This is a genomic window from Marinoscillum luteum, assembly GCF_044005705.1.
Lineage (GTDB): Bacteria > Bacteroidota > Bacteroidia > Cytophagales > Cyclobacteriaceae > Marinoscillum > Marinoscillum luteum.
This window is the reverse complement of record NZ_JBIPKE010000019.1, coordinates 1-19,223: the sequence shown is the minus strand read 5'-3', so window position 1 is coordinate 19,223 and position 19,223 is coordinate 1. Positions and strand designations below refer to the sequence as shown.

16 protein-coding genes and 1 tRNA gene are annotated in these 19,223 nt (G+C 42.8%); 12 read left to right on the top strand and 5 right to left on the bottom strand.

Features of this window, described 5'->3' with window-relative positions; all coding sequences use genetic code 11:
- From ACHKAR_RS15170 to ACHKAR_RS15145, 6 genes are all read left to right on the top strand, one after another.
- On the top strand, nt 1-1,428 hold the full coding sequence (locus ACHKAR_RS15170; protein WP_159583494.1) for a SusD/RagB family nutrient-binding outer membrane lipoprotein: 1,428 nt from the start codon (nt 1-3) through the stop codon (nt 1,426-1,428).
- A gap of 32 nt (nt 1,429-1,460) precedes the next feature.
- A complete protein-coding gene (locus tag ACHKAR_RS15165) occupies nt 1,461-2,294 on the top strand; it encodes a hypothetical protein (protein ID WP_159583496.1) in 834 nt (277 codons plus the stop codon).
- Between the two features lie 26 nt (nt 2,295-2,320).
- Entirely contained in the window at nt 2,321-3,262 is a 942-nt protein-coding gene (locus tag ACHKAR_RS15160; RefSeq protein ID WP_395418221.1) for a hypothetical protein, read from the top strand.
- A 134-nt stretch (nt 3,263-3,396) separates the two neighbouring features.
- A complete protein-coding gene (locus tag ACHKAR_RS15155) occupies nt 3,397-4,119 on the top strand; it encodes a hypothetical protein (RefSeq protein ID WP_159583500.1) in 723 nt (240 codons plus the stop codon).
- Between the two features lie 67 nt (nt 4,120-4,186).
- Nucleotides 4,187-4,621: a hypothetical protein gene (locus tag ACHKAR_RS15150; protein ID WP_395418219.1), complete on the top strand. Its 435-nt coding sequence runs from the start codon at nt 4,187-4,189 to the stop codon at nt 4,619-4,621.
- The gene (locus ACHKAR_RS15145) at nt 4,605-8,561 is read left to right on the top strand and encodes a VPS10 domain-containing protein (protein ID WP_395418218.1); all 3,957 of its coding nucleotides are present in this window, start codon (nt 4,605-4,607) and stop codon (nt 8,559-8,561) included. The genes ACHKAR_RS15150 and ACHKAR_RS15145 overlap by 17 nt, the downstream gene beginning before the upstream one ends.
- 51 nt (nt 8,562-8,612) lie before the next feature.
- Here the strand turns inward: ACHKAR_RS15145 and rfaD are convergent, their stop codons facing one another.
- Nucleotides 8,613-9,578, bottom strand: a complete 966-nt coding sequence (rfaD, locus tag ACHKAR_RS15140; protein ID WP_395418216.1) for an ADP-glyceromanno-heptose 6-epimerase — start codon at nt 9,576-9,578, stop codon at nt 8,613-8,615.
- Nucleotides 9,579-9,669: 91 nt separating this feature from the next.
- On the opposite strand from rfaD, the gene ACHKAR_RS15135 reads away from it, so the two are divergent.
- Both ACHKAR_RS15135 and lpxB read left to right on the top strand, forming a co-directional pair.
- Nucleotides 9,670-10,098 (top strand): 6-pyruvoyl trahydropterin synthase family protein, encoded by a 429-nt coding sequence (locus ACHKAR_RS15135; protein ID WP_395418215.1) that lies wholly within the window; start codon nt 9,670-9,672, stop codon nt 10,096-10,098.
- On the top strand, nt 10,095-11,198 hold the full coding sequence (gene lpxB / locus ACHKAR_RS15130; protein WP_395418213.1) for a lipid-A-disaccharide synthase: 1,104 nt from the start codon (nt 10,095-10,097) through the stop codon (nt 11,196-11,198). Before ACHKAR_RS15135 ends, lpxB begins: the two co-directional genes overlap by 4 nt.
- Here the strand turns inward: lpxB and clpX are convergent.
- From clpX to ACHKAR_RS15110, 4 genes are all read right to left on the bottom strand, one after another.
- Nucleotides 11,184-12,413: an ATP-dependent Clp protease ATP-binding subunit ClpX gene (clpX, locus tag ACHKAR_RS15125; RefSeq protein WP_159583512.1), complete on the bottom strand. Its 1,230-nt coding sequence runs from the start codon at nt 12,411-12,413 to the stop codon at nt 11,184-11,186. The two genes, lpxB and clpX, sit on opposite strands and share 15 nt — an antisense overlap.
- Nucleotides 12,413-13,090, bottom strand: a complete 678-nt coding sequence (locus ACHKAR_RS15120; RefSeq protein WP_159583514.1) for a ClpP family protease — start codon at nt 13,088-13,090, stop codon at nt 12,413-12,415. Before ACHKAR_RS15120 ends, clpX begins: the two co-directional genes overlap by 1 nt.
- Nucleotides 13,091-13,178: 88 nt before the next feature.
- Nucleotides 13,179-14,498: a trigger factor gene (tig, locus tag ACHKAR_RS15115; protein WP_395418211.1), complete on the bottom strand. Its 1,320-nt coding sequence runs from the start codon at nt 14,496-14,498 to the stop codon at nt 13,179-13,181.
- Nucleotides 14,499-14,569: 71 nt separating this feature from the next.
- Nucleotides 14,570-14,654, bottom strand: a tRNA-Leu gene (locus ACHKAR_RS15110).
- Between the two features lie 68 nt (nt 14,655-14,722).
- Between ACHKAR_RS15110 and ACHKAR_RS15105 the strand changes: the two genes are divergently transcribed.
- From ACHKAR_RS15105 to ACHKAR_RS15090, 4 genes are read left to right on the top strand one after another with little or no spacing between them, the layout of a single operon-like run.
- Nucleotides 14,723-16,924 (top strand): RelA/SpoT family protein, encoded by a 2,202-nt coding sequence (locus tag ACHKAR_RS15105; protein ID WP_159583518.1) that lies wholly within the window; start codon nt 14,723-14,725, stop codon nt 16,922-16,924.
- 47 nt (nt 16,925-16,971) lie between these two features.
- A complete protein-coding gene (locus ACHKAR_RS15100; RefSeq protein WP_159583520.1) occupies nt 16,972-17,430 on the top strand; it encodes a Fur family transcriptional regulator in 459 nt (152 codons plus the stop codon).
- The gene (locus tag ACHKAR_RS15095) at nt 17,430-17,768 is read left to right on the top strand and encodes an STAS domain-containing protein (protein ID WP_159583522.1); all 339 of its coding nucleotides are present in this window, start codon (nt 17,430-17,432) and stop codon (nt 17,766-17,768) included. Before ACHKAR_RS15100 ends, ACHKAR_RS15095 begins: the two co-directional genes overlap by 1 nt.
- 4 nt (nt 17,769-17,772) lie before the next feature.
- Complete coding sequence (locus ACHKAR_RS15090) at nt 17,773-19,047, top strand: adenylosuccinate synthase (RefSeq protein ID WP_159583524.1); 1,275 nt, start codon at nt 17,773-17,775, stop codon at nt 19,045-19,047.
- Nucleotides 19,048-19,223 lie beyond the last annotated feature (176 nt).

The window sequence follows — 19,223 nt, the reverse complement described above, 5'->3', positions numbered from 1 at the left end:
ATGATGAAGTCTATAAAATATTTATTCACGGGAATTTTCTTCGTTCTTTTTGCAACGAGCTGTGATAAGGGATTTGAGGAATTGAATCAGGATCCTAACAACCCGACAACTGTTCCCTCAGATCTTCTGACAGCAGATATCATTAGGAATGCTGCCAACAACTTGCATAGCACGTTTGTAGGTGGAGATATGGGTTCCACTTGGGCTCAGCTTTGGACGAAAGTTCAGTACAACGACGAGGAGCGTTACGTTCCAAGACAGTCTGTAATTGAGTCTACTTGGGATAACATCTACGAAGATGTAATCTCTGATGCCAGATCAATGGAGATTTTGGCTACTGCAGAAGGTAATGATGTATCTAAAGGAGTAGCACTTACGCTACAGGCTTGGGGATATTCATTGCTTACTGACCTGTATGGAGATATCCCTAATACAGAGGCCATCCGTGGTACTGAGGGTATTTTTGCTCCTGCATATGATGAGCAATCAGTGGTTTATGATAGCATCTTGGCAAAGCTCGACAGAGCTAATGCGTTGATCGCTGGAGGAAATGGATCACTGAATGCAGCCACTGATTTGATGTATGGTGGTGATGCTTCTAAGTGGAGAAAGTTTGCTAACTCATTGAAAATCAGATGTCTGATGAGGATTTCTGGTGTTCGTGATGTGTCTGCAGATTTACAAGCAACAGTAGCTCGCCCAATATTCACTTCAAATGCTGATAATGCTGCTATTGTTTATTTAGCTGCTCAGCCTAATGCTCACCCATTTTATGAGACCATTGATTATGGTAGCAGATTAGAATGGAAAGTTTCTGAGCTTTTGGTGCAGACTCTCGAAGGATTTAGTGATCCTCGTCTTGCAGTAATGGCTGCTAAGAATGCTGATGGTAACTACAGAGGTAAGCCAAACGGAATTCAGGATGTTCCTAGTGAAGACTTCAATTATGAGAACGTTTCTGGTATCGGTGAGTTCTATTTGAACCCCGAGTTGCCAGGTATGTTTATGTCATACGCGGAGTTGCAGTTCTTGCTAGCTGAGGCTGCTGCTTCTAATTACATTAGCGGAGATGCTGCCACATTCTACAATGCTGGTATTCGAGCTTCTATGGAAGAAAACGGAATCACCTCAGGTGTGGACGCTTACTTGTCCCAGTCTGGTGTGGCGTATAGCGCAGGTGCTTCTGCTGAGTTGATTGGAACCCAAAAGTGGATCTCTCTATTTGCTCAGGGAGTAGAAGCATGGACAGAATGGAGAAGAACAGGTCAGCCTGCTTTGTCTCCAGCTCTTGATGCTGTACTATCTCAAATTCCTTCTCGATACTCTTATCCTGCTTCAGAGCAGACTACCAATAAAGCTAGCTATGATGCAGCTGTGGCAAGTCAAGGTGCAGATGTATTGACTACCAAAGTTTGGTGGGATAATTAATAATTGTCAATTAACATTAAATTGAAATTATCATGAAAAAAATAAATATATACATAGCCATCCTAACCCTTGGTCTTTTTGCGATCTCGTGTAATGAGTCTGAAGATTTGGTTACTGCGGAGGCTAAAGAGGCTGCCCTAACCACTATTGGAAGTTCTGGCGGTGCTTTGCTAGGAAACCCTACGGAAACTGGCGAGGTGATTTTTGTTACAGCGATGTTAGATTATTCTGTGACAGTATCTTCTCCAAATGTTTCTGATGTTCAGTCCATGACTGTTTACAAATCGTATGGAACTGAGTCTGTGGAAATCACTACGGCTTCTACTTATCCGATAGAAGTGAACTATTCTTCTATTGGGGACTTTATGGAGGGCTTTAGTGCCACTGCTGCTGATCTGGCCATCGGTGATGTTATCGGGTTTCATACTGAGATGACAATGACTGATGGACGTGTATTGGCTCAGGCAGCCAATAGAGTGAGTCTTACTGTTCAGTGTTTGTCTGACTTGGCTGGATCATATTCTATGACTGGTCAGAGAGATGATGGGGCTTCATACTCATTCCCTGTAGTGATCACAGAGCTGGGACCTGGAAGTTATGTTTCTAGTAGAAGTGGATCATGGGCTAAAGGAGTGTTAGCAACACCAACTGGTGAAGCACCTATGTTGTTCAATGATGTATGTGGTCAGCTTTATATTCCTATGCAAACCCTTGGAGATTTCTATAGCAATGGTGTGTGGGGAGAAGGAGATGGCGCTGAGGTTACAGGATCTGTTGACCCGTCAACTGGTGTGATTACTTACTCCTATACGATTGAGTTTAGCGCTGGAAACCGAGTGTACACGGAAGTTCTGACTCCTAATTGATCTTAAATCTTTAAATGAAATTAACTATGAATAAGATATATAGATTATTACTGATTTTGGTAGTAGTGAGTTTCGGCTTCACATCTTGCGATGATGAGGACTTTACCGGACACTCGTCTTTGGTACCGACTAGTCCAACGATTTCGATTTCGGCACCAAGCTCTATCACTATTGATGAGCAGGATACGACTTTCTCGTGGACTGTCACAATGAGTGAAGCGCAGATAGTAGATGTTGCTATTTATGTTACAGTGGCAGAGGGAACTACTGCTACAGAGCATGACGATTTTGATATCGAGAATAGCAATAGCAGAGTTTATATTCCAGCTGGATCTACTACAGGAACGGCTATGGTTACCCTTTATGCTGATGATGATACAAGAGAGGAGACTGAAATGTTGATGATCCAGATTGGAGATTCACGTACAGCCAATGCAAGTATCACTCCTACTACTGTGGCGATTACCATCAACAATACGCCTGATTTTGCTCCTTTAGAAACTGTAACGCTTACCGCGGTATGGGATAACGGAGACGAAACTGCTGTTGGTGAGTCATTCTGTAGTTCTTTTGATGTGGACGTGTTGTTTTTGGTGGAGGATTTCTCTGGTTATCATCCAGATTTCTCTATGGCAACTGGTTCATGTCCTGAGGTAGGTGACCTGGACTGGGCTGATGGACATTACTGGGTAACAACAAACCTTTATGGAAGTGTGGATCTAGGTGAGTTTGCTACAGATATACCTGTATCACTTCAACTCACCAGATATAACAATGATGGTTCTGTTGCTTCTTCGTCTACTGTTTTGATTGACGAGCAGTTGCATTCTGATGATGACGGTTCTTCTCTTTATTTGGTAGGGTATATTACCGTGACCAATGGAGTATACGAATTGTTTGATGCAGATGATACTTCTTATGGAGATGTATCTGTGCAAAAAATGGATCTTCCTGCGGGCGTAAAATAGTAGATTTAAGTGCTATTAATATTAGAACAAAAGCCGTCTCGTTCCGAGATGGCTTTTGTTTTATTTATTCTTGAATATTAGTACAGTTGCTTTGAGTGAAGGTTGTTATACCACATAATCAACCAATTAGTTTTATGAAACGATATTTACTTAGCCCAGTCCTATTTGTATGCATTGTTACTGGGGGTGCAGCTCAAGCCACGCTAGGAGGAAATGACGCTAGTGGTCTTGATATGAATACTGAAATCGGAGGCATGGTTTCCGTTGTGGATTTCACAAATTACGATCCTGTAGGAAATGTCTATTTGTTTGAGGATTGGAAATCCGGAAAACTCACTCTCAAAAATGGTGTCCAAACGGGGAATCTTATATTAAGAGTGAATCTACTGAACAACAATGTGGATGTCAAGGACAAGAATCGTGTAAGAACCTTCAGTATCGAAAAAATTCAATTCGTCGATATATCAGTGTTGAGCGATAGTGCGATTAGATACATTAACCCAAATGAATATCGATATAGCGATCAGACACCAATAATTGGCTTGTTGCGCGACGTTTCTAGAGGAGAAACCTGGAGTCTTGTCGAGCGGCATTTCATAAAAATTTACGAGGCGAATTATGTAAAGGCATTGGATGCGGGATCAAAGCAGGATAGATACGAATCGGCTAAGGAATACTATTTCCTGAGAGATGGGATTGTATACCCTGCAAGTGGCAATAGGAAGAAATTTGCCAGTGGTTTAGGCCTTTCGGAGAGTGAGCAAGAGGCTTTGGTTGATTATGTTAAATCAGAAGGCCTTTCGACTAAAAATGTTGATCATTTGACTTTGATCTTGAGGTTTTTAAACCGAGGTTAGGACTTGTAATACAGTCTTCTTGTTGCCTTCTTTTGGCAAATTGTTTAATTTGTTATCAAATGAAATTATGAAGAATAGGATGTCTATTTTGGTCTTTATAAGCCTTTCGACCGTGTTGTGTAACTGCTCATCCAGATATACGAACAAATCGATAAGTGATGATGATTTATTGGCCATTGCTAAAGAGTCTTTAAGAACAACCGATTTTGAGACCCAATACAATCCTGATAGCTCATTCGTTCTCCTTTCAACCTTTGAAGAAACGGGGTATTCACCTTCTACCACATTTGTGGTTGTTCGCTTAACAAAAAAGCCAAAAGCAATATATAACTCGGGTTTCCGCGGCGATTACCTTAATTGGACTGGTATTTCAACTATTATGATCAAAGAGAAGACCGGATTAGCAACTCCCATGGACAATGGTCTAAAGACCTTTGAGATTGATGTTGTAAGCGGCGATAAAAAAGAAAAAAATAATCCAAACGATGAAAATAAAAAATAAAAGCGCAATTTCTGCAGTAGGAGCATTGCTGATTTTGCTGTGCACTGTGTATTGGATGAAGCAAGGGGATCAAGAAATCTCCCATGATGATACAATTGTCAAAGAGGAAGTTTCCAGATTCGAGAGGAAACATCTGATGCTTCCGGAAGAAAGATTTAAAATCCGACAGCAACTTACCTATAGGGAGGGTGGCGTTAATTATCAGCCAGGTTATCTTCAGAAGGAACTGGTTAAATCACTTGCTGCTGCAAATGTATCCAAAAGCCGATCTGTCCCTGTTAATATAGTTGAGCGTGGACCATCAAATGTTCCTGGAAGAGCTCGTGGTTTGATAGTGCTGCCTCAGGATGATACTCATATGACTTGGCTGGTTGGATCTTCAGGAGGTGGAGTCTGGAAGACCACAGATGGTGGTGCTAGCTGGATTGACAAGTCTCCTAACTTTCCCACTTTGGCGGTTACTAGTCTTGCATATTGCGAGAGTCAGCCGGATGTTATCTATGCCGGTACAGGAGAATATATAGCGTCTGCATATACCAACATCAATGGAGATGGAATTTTCAAATCGCTTGATGCCGGAGAAACATGGACACAACTGGCATCCACGGCTGGAAATGAATTGTGGCAGTCTGTTACACGGGTAATAGTAGATCCAAACAACCCGGATGTTGTGTTAGCTAGCACTGCACCTAATTTTTGGGGATCCTACACTTCAAATATTATGAAGTCTACAGATGGTGGACTGTCTTGGAACTCTGTTTTCAATGCTCAAGCTGGAGCTATTGAGCAGATTGTAGCTTCTCCAAATGATTTTAACATACTGTATGCCGGACAAAGTGGTGTTGGTGTTTTAGGTTCTCTGGATGCCGGGGATACTTGGTCATTGATTTCGAACGGAATGAGCCCAAGCTCCAGAGTTGAGTTGGCTGTTTCTCCGGTGGATCCAACCCGATTGTATGCTTCAGTTGTAGGGGGATTGGACGCTTCACAGGAAGCTGATATTTATTATTCTAATGACTCTGGTAATAATTGGACCTTGATTACTGACCCGTCTAACACCGTTGATGTATTGGGAGGCCAGGGTTGGTATGATAATACCATCTTAGCTCATCCATTCAATTTGAATGAATTTTATGTAGGTGGAATAGGTATCTATAAGTATACCGTGGATGTAGCAGCAGGCGTTGGTGAAAGTGACCCTACCTTTTTAGGCACTGAAACTGGAGGTACTGAGGCATTCATGGCTCGAGTTAATTTTACTGCAGAGCTAGATGGTGGAACCCTTGCGCTGGGTTCTGCTCCGGCAGATGAGTTTACTTCAGTGGAAATAAGGTTCGGTCCGGGGAGGTCACAGAAGGCTCACAGGTTTTTGGTGCCTAGTGGCAGAGGTTCTGGTGTCGGTGATGCTGAATATACTTACCAGGATTACGTAGATGTACCTTTTGAAGTTTGGGATGTGGATGCCACACCGGAACGTCAATTGATGGTCGCGTTTAGAGATCAACAGCGTGACGGCATTTTTAATTTGATTTATAATAATACTGAGGGCGGTGAGAATGATGCAAACAATACTCACTCTCGCGAGTATTTGTACATCAACTCAAGGACTTATTCAGAAACGCCATCGGATGCCATAGCAACTACTGGTGGACATGTGGATGATGACCTGTTTTTCATTTGGCCATACCTGGTTGCAGGTGCCACATGGGATCCTGATAATCTTCCTGAATCTGCCTTCCGAATTAATTGGGGAACTGTAGTAAGTGGCCAGTATGATGTGGTGAGCGCTGCAGACCCATATGGAAGAGTTGACGGAAAGAATAGTAATGTTCACCCGGATCACCATAACCTGGTAGCCGTAATACATGATGCAGAGGCCAAGGAATGGCAGATAGTAAATGTCAACGACGGAGCGTCCTATGCCTCCAATGTCTCAGCTAATCCTGGTGTTTCTTTAAATTCCTGGCATTTTGCAGGAAGCATGATGAATACCACTCAATTTTATGGAGCAGACAAGGCTCCGGGTGTTGATCGTTATGTGGCCGGTGCACAGGATAATGGTAGTTGGTTTAGCCCTTCAGGAGAAGACGCATCAAAGACTACCGAATATGAGGAAGCTTGGGGTGGAGATGGATTTGATGCCGTATGGCACCCCACCGACATAAACAAACTGATTGTGACCAGTCAAAACCTTGGAATTGGTAGGTCTATTGATGGTGGAAATTCCTTTTTGAATGCAACAGTGGGCTTGGGAGCTGATCCCGCATTGCCATTCATCGGGCAATTTAGTAACGCCCCCCAACGTCCTGACGTTGTGTTTACCCTTGCAGGAAATGGAGTTTATAAATCTGAGGACTTTGCTGGCTCTTGGCAGTTGATTGATATGACAGGCTATAGTGACTGGGCAACTTCTTCGCTAATGAGTATTGAAATATCAGATGCAACCCCTGACGTGATGTGGGCCGGAGCTTCCATTAGCAATAGTGGTTCTTTGTTTCTATCTACGGACAAGGGCGAGTCATTTGCTCCTGTTCCAGATAATGGGATAAACACAGGGTTGATAACGGGAATTGCGACCAATTATCATGATTATAAGACCGTTTACGTGTTATTCTCTTATGCAAAATCAGCGAAGGTGGTACGATCTACCGATCTTGGAGAAACCTGGGAAGATATTTCTGGTTTTTCTGCGGGAAGTACGAGCACCGGATTTCCAGATGTAGCAGTATATGATTTGCAGGTGATGCCTCATGATCCAAACACCATATGGGTAGGATCAGAAATTGGTATCATAGAGTCTACGGATAATGGAGCTTCATGGCACTTGCTTGACAGCAATATGCCTCGGGCATCGGTATGGGAAATTGATCTCAAAGAGGATCAATTGGTCATAGCGTCTCATTCAAGGGGAATCTGGTCTTACACGCTTCCTGAGGTTCCGCTGATCACTTATTACCCTGAAATAACTGACGTTTCAGCAGGTCTGTCAAATGAAGTTGGAGTGTTGGTGAATTTTATTTCCGACTTTGACTCTGCTCAGCTCTATATTAATGGTGATTATGCGTCATCGGTGGTGAGTCCTGATCTGGGAGAAAATCTTTTCACTGCTTCCACTTCGGAAACGGAACTGGAAATTGTGGTAAGAGGCTTTAAAGGTTCCGCTCCATATACCTCAGACGCGTTCGAGTTTACTACATATAGTTTTGCTGCAACGCAATCGTCCTATGTAGATAGATTTGATACCGACGATGATCATTTTACAGGATCTATGGAGATCAAAAAGGTGACTGGATTTCCATCTCAGGCGATTCACTCTGCACATAACTATGAGGCAAATTCCAACAAAGTGTTTAATCTGCTTATTCCTATTGAAGTCAAAAGTTCTGATGCAACCTTTAGTTACAAGGATGTGGCTATTGTGGAGCCAGGGGCCGATTATGTGACGTTGGAAGGGTCTACGGATGGAATTTCGTGGGTAACCATTGCCAAGTATGATGCCAGCGCTAATGATAAATGGACGGCTGCTTTTGAATCTAAACTATCAGGAAGAGAAGACTATTTTGTTGACCATGAGTACAATCTATTGGATCACTTTAATGCTGGAGATGTGGTGGTATTTAGGTTCCGCCTACAGTCTGATGCACAGGTCAACTCTTGGGGATGGGCAATTGATGATGTAGCTATACAAGGAGAAATTCTTGCCGCTGATCAGATTTTGTCCTCACTTATAGTGTTCCCAAATCCGACCACTGATTTTCTGGCGATAGAATCACAGGTGCCTTTGGCCAAAGTGGAGTTGTTTGGACTTGATGGAAGTGTGAAAAGAGTTTCCTTCAATAACAATCAGTTGGACATGAGAGGATTGAGGACCGGAATATATCTGCTTAAGATCGTTTCAGAAAACGGGTCTGTTCAAACCCTTAGAGTGAGTAAAGACTAGAATATATTTTATCAAAAGAGAGCCGGACTGTTGTGTGGCTCTCTTTTGTATTTAATAATAAGTCATATTGAGCAGGTAGTTTTTAATATAATCATCAACACCTGCTTCAAGAGTTGTAAAGTCCATTGGGTATCCAATGGACTTTATTTTTTTTATGTCAGCCTCTGTAAAGTACTGGTACTTCTCCCGAATGTCTTCCGGGGTGTCCACGTATTCAACTTTTGACTCGAGCCCGAGAGATTTGAAAATAACAGTAGCAAGCGAATTGAATGATCTGGCCTCACCTGTTCCGATGTTATAAATGCCGCTGTTTTTCCGATGGTGCATAAGCCAGTACATCACCTCCACGGCATCCTTTACATAGAGAAAATCTCTTTTTTGCTCACCATCCTCAAAGTCCGATCGGTGTGACTTGAAGAGCTTCAGGGTATTGGATTCAATGATTTTATGAAATGAGTGATAGACCACAGAGGCCATACGCTCTTTGTGGTATTCATTGGGCCCATAGACATTAAAGAATTTGAGTCCAGCCCAAAAGAATGGTTTTTGCTCCTGGGAAATGGCCCACAAGTCAAATTCCTGCTTGGACTCACCATAGGCATTAAGTGGCTCCAGGCTTTCAAGAGTGTTTTCATCATCGGAAAAACCATTTTCACCTGCACCATAAGTAGCAGCACTGCTGGCGTAGATCAGTGGAATTTGCTCATTAACACACCGTTTCCAGATGGCTTTGGAATAGTCAGTGTTCAATTTCCTAAGGATATCTGTATCCTGTTCTGTGGTATCAGTATGAGCACCAAGATGAAAAATAAACTCCACCGCCTCGGCATTCTCATCAAGCCAGGGAAGAAAGGCCTCACGATCTATAGTGGCTCGGAGCTTTTTACCAGCCAGGTTTTGGTTTTTGAATTCATTCTGAAAGACATCCACAGCGATGATATTATTGAAATTACTCTCATTGAGCCTGGCTATCATGCAGCTTCCGATAAATCCCGCTGCCCCTGTTACTACGATCATACAAGTTGTTTTTTCAAATTTAATCATCCACGGCATAAGCCTTTAGTAAGGTGACAGAACTTTCTATCTTTGTGGCAGATTTTCAGCGGTTATGATTTACGTAAGTAGAAAGGAACATTTTAACGCAGCCCATAAGCTGTATAATCTCAATTGGACGAGGGAGCGAAATGTGGAGGTGTTTGGCCCATGTGCCAATGATAACTGGCACGGGCACAATTTTGAACTCATTGTAACCGTAAAAGGCATGCCCGATCCAGAGACGGGCTTTGTAGTGGATCTGAAGAAATTGAGTACGCTGGTGCGTACTGACATCACGGATAAGGTGGATCACAAAAACCTGAACCTGGATGTCGATTTTATGCTGGGCAAACTTGCCAGCTGCGAAAACCTGGTGATTGAGTTTTGGAAAATCCTCGCACCTAAGGTTAAACTGCTAGGAAGTGATTGTACACTTCATAGTTTGAAATTATACGAAACACCACGCAATTACGTAGAGTACTTTGGCGAAACCAAAGGATGAGATACTTTATCGTAGCCGGAGAGAGGTCTGGTGATTTGCATGGTGCAAACCTGATTCGGGAAATTACCAAGCAAGACCCGCAGGCTGAGATAGTGGGTTGGGGTGGAGACCTGATGGGGTCAGCCGGTGCTAGGATTCTCAAGGACTATCGTGATTTAACAGTAATGGGTTTTTGGGAAGTTTTCAAAACCTTCTGGACACTTCGTTCCCTATTGAAAGAGTGTCAGCGAGATATTCGTGAATTTGCTCCTCAGGTACTTGTTTTGATTGATTTTGGAGGTTTTAACCTCCGATTGGCTACTTATGCTAGAAATTTTAAGATCAAAACCTGCTACTATATTGCTCCCAAACTATGGGCCTGGAGACCACAGCGTATCAGCAGGATCAGGAGGAGTGTAGACAAGATGCTGGTGATCCTTCCCTTCGAAAAGGACTTCTATCAGGGCCTCAAGTATGAGGTGACTTATGTGGGCAACCCAGTCATGGAGGCGCTGAGTGCCTATGAATGGAATGACACTTTACTTCATGTACTGAAGCGACATAAGTCCATAGCATTTCTGCCGGGAAGTCGGGAGCAGGAGATCAGACAAGCCATTCCCGTAGTCCAGAAAATATCTACGGTCTTTGATGACTATCAGATTTTGGTCTCAGGGGTCAGTAATGTTGATAAGTCGATCTATGAACCGTTAAGAAATCTCGGTAACATCTCTTTGGTTTTTGATAAAGCTTATGAACTGATACAGTCTGCCGAGGCGGCAGTGGTAACTTCTGGTACTGCCACTCTGGAGACGGCACTCATTGGTAAGCCTCAGGTGGTGGTGTACAAAACGAGCTGGCTGACTTATCTGATCGCCAGAAGAATGATCCGGGTACCTCACATCTCTTTGGTTAATCTGATTGCTGGGAAGGAAGTGGTCAGGGAACTTATTCAGGGGGATTACAATGCGGTCAACGTAGCTTCCGAACTGGAGACTTTACTTTCCGATGTAGCATCCAAAAAAAGAATCTCCGAAGGTTATTCGGAGATTCGCAGTATTTTAGGTGAAACAAACGCTTCAGAGAAAGCAGCCAGACACATTATTGACTTAGGCCGCTCTTAACTTATTAAATTTCGATTTTTCAAATTTCTCCTCGGCATAGTCCTTAGTGACTTCCATTTCTTTCACATCCTTGCTGGAAGGGATTTCAAACATGGCATCCGTAATGATAGCCTCACAGATAGATCTTAGCCCGCGTGCTCCCAGTTTGAACTCTACGGCTTTTTCTACAATGTAGTCAAGCGCCTCAGGAGTCATGGTGAGTTTTACGTCCTCCATTTCAAACAGCTTTTCATACTGTTTGATCAGTGCATTCTTTGGCTCTGTCAGAATCTTTTTCAAAGCCACACCATCCAACGGATCCAGGTGTGTGAGCACCGGCAATCGCCCAATCAGCTCCGGGATAAGCCCAAAACTTTTCAGGTCTAATGCGGTAATGTATTTAAGCAGGTTGTCCTTATCCACAGACTCTGTGCTGAAATCATCGGCGTTGGCAAAACCAATCGGCCTTGTATTGAGCCTGTTGGCAATGTGGCGCTCGATGCCATCAAATGCTCCACCACAAATGAAAAGGATGTTTTCAGTATTAACCGTAATCATCTTTTGGTCCGGGTGCTTCCTACCACCCTGTGGCGGTACATTCACAGAGGTACCTTCCAGTAGCTTCAAAAGCGCTTGCTGAACACCTTCGCCACTTACATCCCTTGTAATGGATGGATTGTCAGATTTTCGCGCAATTTTGTCCAGCTCGTCTATGTAAACGATCCCGCGCTCGGCTGCTTCTACCTCATAATTGGCAGCTTGTAGGAGCCTTGTGAGGATACTTTCCACATCTTCACCTACATACCCAGCTTCCGTCAGCACTGTAGCATCGGCTATGCAAAACGGCACCTGAAGTACTTTGGCTAACGTGCGGGCTAGGTAGGTTTTACCTGTCCCGGTTTGTCCGACCATGACAATGTTAGATTTTTCAATCACCACATCATCCTTGCTGTCTGCCTGCATGAGTCGCTTGTAGTGATTGTAGACAGCTACTGAGATATACTTTTTCGCTTCATCCTGACCGATTACAAACTCATCAAGATGTCTCTTCATGTCTGTAGGTTTGATCAGGTTAAACTTTGGGCTTTCCGCCGAGCTTTTTGTTTTCAGCTCTTCGTTGAGGATTTGCTGAGCCTGTGAAATACATTTATCACAAATGTGAGCATGAATACCTGATATCATCAGGTCTACATCCTTCTTATTTCTTCCACAAAAGCTACAGGTAACTTGCGCCATTATTTCTTTGGGTTTCTTTCTAATACTTCGTCAATCAGGCCGTATTCTTTAGCCTCAGATGCACGCATCCAGTAATCACGATCCGAATCTCTTTCTATATCTTCATAAGATCTGCCCGAATGATTGGCTATGATGGTATAAAGATCCTTCCGGAGTTCCTGCATTTGTTTTAAGGTAATCTCCATGTCTCTAGATTGACCCTGCATTCCACCACTTGGTTGGTGTATCATGATTCTTGAGTGTGGCAAAGCAGATCTTTTGCCTTTGGCACCCCCGGTCATCAGCACCGCTCCCATAGAGGCAGCCATACCTGTGCATATGGTGGCCACATCAGGACTCACATACTGCATGGTGTCATACATCCCCAATCCGGCGTATACTGATCCTCCAGGGCTATTGATGTATAGCAGGATATCTTTTTTAGAATCTACAGACTCCAAAAAGAGCAACTGAGCGGTAATAATATTGGCAATATTCTCCTCTACTTGCATACCCAGGAATATAATCCTGTCCATGATGAGTCTGGAGAAAACATCAATTTCTCTGAAATTGGTTGGTCGTTCTTCAATGACTGCACGGGTCATGTTTTCCACGCGATCCGTATACGCGTCAAAGGTCAAACCATTTATTCCTTGGCCTTTTACGGCAAATTTTCTGAATTCTTCTTTATTGATCATGTTTCAATTTAGCTTAACTAGGCAAAAATATAAAAGTCCTTAGCACTAAGGACTTTTATTTAAACTTGTTTTGGTATGACTTAGTTTCCTAAAGTTTTCTGAATTCATCCATCGTGACTTTCTTGTCCTTGATGGTGATATTCTCCTTGAGGTAACTAAACACCTTATTATTTTGTACCTGGTTGTAAATCTTCATGTAATTATCTCCATTTTCTGCCTGTAGATAATTCTGAGCAAACATTTCCAGTTTGTCTTCCATCTGCCCAATCAAACCAGCTTGTCCGAATTGCTTTCTGATAAGGTTTTTGGCTTCCTCCACCACTTCATCGTTCTCCACTTTGAAGTCCTGATCTTTTACAATTTTATTTCTGATCAGTGACCATTTCAGCTCCTTAGCATATGTCGCATACTCATCCTGAAGGATTTCGGGAGTAATTTGATCGTTGGTTTTGAGTAACCAGTTTTTCAAAAACTCATCAGGCAAGTTGATTTTAGCTTTCTCGATGAGCGTCTCTTTCAACTGATAGTCGAAATACTGCTCTTCTTCATTCTCAAAACTTTTGCCAACAGACTCTTTTACTTTTTCCTTGAATTCCTTTTCATCCTTTACAGTCCCCTCACCAAAGGTCTTGTCAAAAAGCTCCTGATTCACTTCTGCGGGAACCTGACGGTTAATGCCTTTAACAGTGAAAGTCATTTTGCCCTTCAAAAGATCAAAAGCATCATGAGAGATGTCCAACTGATGATGGAGTTTGTGACTGTCTGTGTAGAGTTTTTTGGGATCCAGCTCTACCGAATCTTCTGCTTTCAGACCTGTTAATTTCTTAACAGAGGCTTTTTCTACATCATTCAGGTCGATGCTTATCTCCTTATGAATGCTGCCATCGGCACTTTTGATGGGGCCATAGAGGGTGTCATTCGCTTCAGAAACTTCAGCAGTGATCAACTCACCAAATTGCTTCTGTAAGTTTTCGATGGTTTCACCAATCACTTTATCGTCTATTTTGATAGAGTGCTTGTCCACCTTCAATTTGTCATTGATAGCGAGCTCAAATTCTTCTGCAAACCCTACATGGTAAGCAAATTCGAAATCTTCCTGGCTGTCCAAATCGATAGATTCGAAATCATCTTTCGGCATGGGCTCTCCGAGAAACTGCAAATCACTCTCTCTCAGGTAAGCATTAAGCTTTTCAGAGAGCAATTGATTCAACTCCTCTAACAAGATAGACTTGCCATACATCTTCTGAATCATCCCTAAAGGCACTTTGCCGGGACGAAACCCTTTGATGTTGGCCTTCTTGCTATATTCTTTGATCTTTTGCGCTACACCAGGTTGGTAATCATCGGCCTTTAAATTAACTTTAATTACCGCTTCAGTTTTGTTGATTTTATCCAGTGAGATGTCCAATGTGGTAAGTATTAATGTTTATAAATTAAAAACCCTCTTTCACGAAACTATTCGGAAAGAGGGTTGTTTTTTGGTGCGGATGGAGGGACTCGAACCCCCATGCCTCGCGGCGCTAGATCCTAAGTCTAGTGCGTCTACCAATTTCGCCACATCCGCTTTTTTTGGAGTGCAAAGATATATAAAAGTTTAATTTCGCAAAACCCTAAAATAATTTTTATTCATTGATGATTGAAGTTGATTTAGAAGAAGAGAAAAGGGAGATTATTAGGAGGTATCGTAAGCTGCTACGTCATGCCAAGCCGATACTAAAATCTGGAGATGCCAGGATCATCAAGAAAGCCTTCTACATGTCTATGGAGGCGCACAAGGATATGCGCCGTAAATCCGGTGAGCCTTATATTTTCCATCCCTTAGAGGTGGCCCAGATTTGTGTTAGCGAAATTGGATTGGGCACTACTTCCATTGTTTCGGCATTGCTCCATGATGTGGTGGAGGATACGGAAGTGGAATTGGCGGATATTGAGCGGGGTTATGGTAAAAAAGTTGCCAGTATTATCGACGGGCTGACCAAAATAGCTGGTGTTTTCGATCAGGGGAGCTCTCAACAGGCGGAAAACTTCCGAAAAATGCTTCTGACACTGTCGGATGATGTCCGTGTGATTCTGATCAAGCTGGCCGATAGACTCCATAACATGCGTACCCTCGGGAGTATGCCCAGGGATAAGCAGCTCAAAATCGCCAATGAGACCATTTATCTATATGCCCCACTCGCTCACCGTCTGGGACTATATGCCATTAAGTCAGAACTGGAAGATCTATACCTCAGGTATACAGATGGGGATGCGTACAGACATATCGCATCTAAGATCAATGCGACCAAAGACGCTAGAAATAAGTTTATCAGAAATTTCATCAAGCCCATCAAGGATGAACTTAATAGCCAAAGCTTTCAATATGAGATAAAGGGACGTCCCAAGTCGATTCATAGTATTCATAATAAAATGAAAAAGCAGAATGTACCTTTTGAGGAAGTGTACGATCTGTTTGCCGTTAGAATCATCGTCGACACTGAATTGGAGAATGAAAAGGCAGCTTGCTGGCAGGCCTATTCAATCGTTACTGATTACTATCAGCCCAATCCGGACCGCTTGCGGGATTGGATCAGTATTCCTAAATCCAATGGCTACGAGTCACTTCATACCACTGTGATGAGTGGCAGAGGACAATGGGTGGAAGTGCAGATCCGAACACGCCGAATGGATGAAATTGCCGAAAAGGGCTATGCTGCCCACTGGAAATATAAAGAGAGCAAAAATGGTGACGCTGACAAGGGGCTTGAGCTTTGGATCGGAAAAGTTCGGGAGATTCTTGAGCAGAATGATGCTTCAGCCATAGAGTTCGTTGACGACTTCAGGTCCAACCTCTTTCAGGAAGAAGTATTTGCTTTCACCCCAAAGGGAGACTTGGTCACCATGCCCAATGGCTCCACAGCTTTAGATTTTGCATTTGATATACATACAGAAGTGGGAGCCCATTGTCTGGGTGCTAAAGTGAATCAAAAACTGGTACCTCTCAATTATGTATTGAAAAATGGTGATCAGGTTGAGATCCTGACCTCTAAAAAGCAAAAGCCCAATGAGGATTGGCTGAAGTATGTGGTGACTTCCAAAGCCAAATCTAAAATCAAGGATTCCCTCAAAGAAGAGAAAAAACAGTTTGTAATGGAAGGCAAGGAAGTCGTCAAGCGCAAACTGAAGCAGCTCAAAATCAATTTCACCCAGGAGGCCCTGTTACAACTAACAGACCATTTCGATGTAAAAACCCCCACGGATCTTTTTTACCTGATAGGTAAGGGAAAGATTGACCATAGCCTCATCAAAAAATTCAACGAGAAAAAGGAAGAGGAGCACAAATACCGGAGGGTCACAGATCCCAAGGGCATGCAGTCTCAGATTAAAAAAGTCAGGGAAAAGGACTTTGATCTATTGTTGATCGGGGAGGATATGGATGTGGTGGACTATAAGTTTGCCAAGTGCTGCAATCCCATTCCAGGCGACGATGTGTTTGGTTTCGTCACCGTCAATGATGGCATCAAAATTCATCGCACTACTTGTCCCAATGCGGCTGAATTGCTCTCTAATTACGGCTATAGGGTGGTAAAGGCCAAATGGACCTCTAGTCAGGATAATTCGTTCCTGGCAGGTTTGCGAATAATAGGTACGGATCGTATGGGATTAATCAATGACGTCTCAAGTATTATATCAGGAGAGTTGAAAGTAAATATGAGATCAATTACCATCAACACCGAAGGAGGCATATTTGAGGGGGAGATTCAATTGTATGTGAGCGACACCAAACATGTGGATCAGCTCATCGGCAAATTGGAAGTGGTACCGGGGGTTGTTTCTGTTACCCGGGACAACTGATTAATTTTGAACTTCTAACTTGTATATTTGCACCAAATTGAAGCCAAGTGATCGTATTTGAGGAGGTTAAGAATATTTTTACCAAGTACCTGGAAGAAAAAGGCCTGAGGAAAACTCCTGAGCGATACGCCATACTTGAAGAAATCTATTCCAGAAACGGCCATTTTGATGTGGAGTCACTCTACATTAGTATGAAGAATAAAAATTACAGAGTGAGTAGAGCTACTGTATATAATACACTTGATTTGCTGGTGGAATGCGAGTTGGTTACTAAGCATCAATTTGGGAAGAACCTTGCGCAATACGAAAAGGCCTATGGATACCGCCAGCATGATCATCTGATTTGTACCGACTGTAATAAAGTCATGGAGTTTTGTGATCCACGCATCCAAAACATTCAAAATACCGTTGGTGAACTTCTGCAGTTTGATGTAATGCACCATTCTTTGATTTTGCATGCCAACTGTAAGAGAGAAAATTGCGAGAATAAACCGAATATCAAATAATGAATTATAAACATACAACCGCCGGCGATCAACTCAGACTGGTTTTCAATGGTGATTTAATAGGGGAGAATAATGGGCCCGAGCTTGTAGAACTCGTCAATGATTCTCTTACCAAGGGGATGAAGTATTGTCTTATTGATATTTCGGATGTCCGTTACATCAATAGTAGCGGTATTGGAGTTTTAATAACTTTGCTTACAAAATTCAGAAACAAGGGAGGTGAGCTATTTTTGATCAAACCCTCCGAGCATGTCCAGAAGCTACTTATTATCACCAAACTTCAGGCAATTTTTAACATAGTAGATACAGAGCAGGAAGCGCTCAGCAAAATCAAATAATTTAATGGCATCAGTTGATATTTTATTAGGCCTTCAATGGGGAGATGAGGGTAAAGGAAAAGTTGTGGATTATTTGGCACCAAAATACGACGTGGTAGCCAGGTTTCAGGGAGGGCCCAATGCAGGTCATACCCTCGAGTTTGATGGGCACAAACATGTGTTACATCAGATTCCGTCTGGTATTTTTCACGAGGGTATCCTGAATGTCATCGGAAATGGTGTAGTTCTCGACCCCATTACTTTCAAGAGAGAAATTGAAGAACTTGCTCCTTTCAATCTGGACTTGAAGAGACATCTGGTCATTTCTAATAAGACCCAGATGATTATTCCTACTCATAGGATGCTAGACAAGGCTTATGAAATTGCCAAGGGCGATAAGAAGATAGGGTCAACCCTTCGCGGAATAGGTCCTACCTATCAAGACAAAGCAGCAAGAAAAGGATTAAGAATCGGAGATATTAACGAACCGGATTTTGATGAGCGCTATAAGCAACTCCGGGATTTTCATCTGGAGATCCTCGAGCGCTATAATTTCGAAGCTTTATTAGAAGAGGAGGAAAAGCAGTTTTTTGAGGCTGTGGAGTTGGTACGTGAATTTGATATCCTTAGCACTGAGTATTTAATCAATCAGGCTTTGGTAGATGGTCAGAGCGTGCTGGCAGAAGGAGCGCAGGGCTCCTTGCTCGATATCGACTTTGGAAGCTATCCTTTCGTAACCAGCAGCAATACCATAGCAGCAGGTGCCTGTACAGGGTTGGGCGTGGCTCCAGGTAGGATTGGCGAAGTGTATGGCATCTTCAAAGCTTATTGTACCAGAGTCGGTAGCGGACCGTTCCCTACAGAACTTCATGGAGAGGCTGGCGAAACGCTGAGGAAGCTGGGCAATGAATTTGGAGCGACCACAGGAAGACCCAGGCGGTGTGGCTGGTTGGACTTACCAGCGCTAAAGTATACATGCATGCTCAATGGAGTCACTCAGCTTTTCATGATGAAGGCAGATGTTCTTTCGGATATGGATGAAATAAAAGTATGCCATAGTTACAAATTGGGCGATCAGATCACAGAAGAACTCCCACTTTATTTGGACACCCAAAATGAAGGCTTGCTTTACGAGTCGTTCAAAGGGTGGAAAGACAATAACATTTCTGCATTTGAGAATCTACCTCAATCCTTGGATGAGTACGTCAAATACATCGAAAATCAGACGCAAACACCCATTAGTTTGATCTCATTGGGTCCGGATAGGACTCAGACACTGCTGAAAGAAAAAATATCTTAACTATTTATTCCTAATCCCTTTTGGACTTCAGGAGTTTTACTATCTTTGCCGTCCATTCAGCGGGGATGGGGAGATGCTTGAGAGGATGAGGTGAGATTGGGCTTAGAAATAAAAAAATATTTTTCTCACAATAGGGTTTGATATTAAAAAATAAGTTCTAATTTTGCATCCGCTTT